The organism is Flavobacterium zepuense (genome assembly GCF_007097145.1).
Classification (GTDB): domain Bacteria; phylum Bacteroidota; class Bacteroidia; order Flavobacteriales; family Flavobacteriaceae; genus Flavobacterium; species Flavobacterium zepuense.
Map to the genome: position 1 here is coordinate 1 of NZ_VJVZ01000032.1, position 2191 is coordinate 2191.

The following is a 2191-nucleotide window of genomic DNA, read 5'->3' on the forward strand; positions in this document are numbered from 1 at the left end:
GATAGCTAACATTGGGGTAGCGGACACTATTTACCAGCATGTTGGTAAACGTTCCAGAGCCGGTAATGTGCAGGTTATTATTAATAATCTTAAACACATAGTTATACCCTGAGCCCGAAATTGAATCTAATACCATATCCGGTAGTTTTCTCTGTATGCTAAGGGGTAAAACCGCACCCGTAAGAAATTGCACGGGTGTTGTACTTGTAATATTTAAAGACAGGGATACAGTATTATCATCATCAACACTTATCGCTGCCCCACCAAATGCGCCATAAGGATTTGCGGTGTAGGTGGTTAATATCTCACTGTTATTGAGTGTACTGATAGCGGCGTCATAATCACGTGCAATTTGTGCATCAGCACGACAAAGTTTTGTCCATGCATGGTTTTGGCTATACTCCAACGGCGTACCGCTGTTAAAGCTCGTATTAACAGATGGTACATTTCCCGATCCTGTAACCTCTAACTGGTTGCCACGTAAAAGAAAGTAGTAGCTGTATCCTGCACCTTGTATCCTTCCTAAATCACGATCAGTAAAAGTGCCCAGTTCTCTAAGATCGGCAATGATTCCTGTCCGGTAGGGCATTGGGTTTGTGGTTGTAATATTAATGTTCAATACCAAATTACCATTCTCATCAGGTACCAGGGTAAAGCCGCCCTGGCCGCCGTAAGCGCTTAAAAGGTCGGCATTAAGTATCTCACTGTTCTCATAGTCCTCGATAGCCCTCTGGTAATCGTCTGCCAGTTGCTGGCTTACACGGCCAAGAGCAGTCCAGGGATAATTCCTGCCATTAGAACTTATTAATACGATTTCCTGTACAATATCATCCGCAGCTAAAGGCGGGATAACATACGTAAGGTTGTTATAAATATCATATACATAGTAGGTGTCGTGTGGCACATCAACGTTTAAGGTAGTATCTCGCGTGTAGGTACGCTTTAATACCATATGACCTTCTTTGTCTTTAAACTCCTCTGTTGTATTACTTTTTCCATCAGCAGGTTTCCAGTTCTCATTTTTGACAATGGACTTGTACAGGTTATTCTCAGCATAGTGGCCTACACAGGCGAGTTCCGTCTTTTCCGTATCGCCACCCGTAAAATTTACCACGAATTTCCTGACTTCTGAGTCTTTGTTAGTTTGATAGTCGAACTTTATAGTGTGGTCGAGGTCACTTGCAGTATTAATTTTCCAATCAGTTCCCGGTGCGCCCTGCTCAAAAACTCTATTTAGGGGGGAAGCCTCAAAAAATTGTTCCGTATAAGGATTTGTGGTCATTTCAAACTGGGCTGTGTTGTAATATAGCATTGTGCTGTCTTTTGCCTGTGGATGAAATCCCATATTTACCGTTGGGCTAGTGCTGGCAAAAGGCATGTATTCTTTAGGTTGCCTATTGTAGGCATCATATTCAATGTGTGTTATTATATTTTTACCGGTAGGTGAAGCTTTATGGGCAACCTGTTGTATGGGGCGGCCAAGGCCGTCAAGGTAGGTAATACTTACCTGTCCAAGGGATGGATTTGAGGTAGTAGTCTCATCTTTATAGGTTGTAGTCTTAACGTAATTCTGTGTGCTGGTTTGCGCAAGGCTGAACAGGGGCGATAACAATAATATATATAGTAGATTTTTCATGTGATTGCTGGCTTAGGTGATTTATAAGATGCTTCGATACACTAATTTGATCGGTAGTGATATTCATTTTCAGAGAGTATCTTGTTTCCCGCATCCCTAACGTCCAGAAGCCTGTTGAAAGCATCATAATTATAAGCTGTTTTATAGCCTTTACTATCAATGATATTTGTTACCCCAACCAAGGCCTTATGCGTATATCCCGTCATCGATGCTGTAGCTGGTAAAGAAGTTCGTAGATCATTAAGCTTTAATAACAGGTTAGTTGTATCGTTGGTATTGGAATAATTTTTGGCATCATTTATATAACCAATAATTGTAGTGTTGGCGGCTAAGGCGGCATAGGTTATGTTTTCAATAACCGCTATGGGCAATGTCGAATTATAGCCCCAGATGTATACCACCGAGGTGCCATTTTCCTGTTTTGCCTCTACCGGGTTACAGTATCCATCATAATTAATAAACTGCAACCTGCTTTCAACGGCGTTAGCACCTTTAGCGATTGAAATTGTTTTTGGCAGATATGAACTGTTGCCACCCCAGCCAGAATTAGAGTAC

The 2191-nt window shown here is 41.7% G+C and carries 1 protein-coding gene and 1 pseudogene; both read right to left on the reverse strand.

Annotated elements, in window-relative coordinates; all coding sequences use genetic code 11:
- On the reverse strand, positions 1-1636 hold a 1636-nt coding region (locus FMM05_RS20850; RefSeq protein WP_221932294.1), incomplete at its 3' end, for a DUF6443 domain-containing protein.
- Positions 1637-1677: 41 nt separating this feature from the next.
- A pseudogene (locus FMM05_RS21075) lies at positions 1678-2191 on the reverse strand (hypothetical protein); the annotation flags it as partial.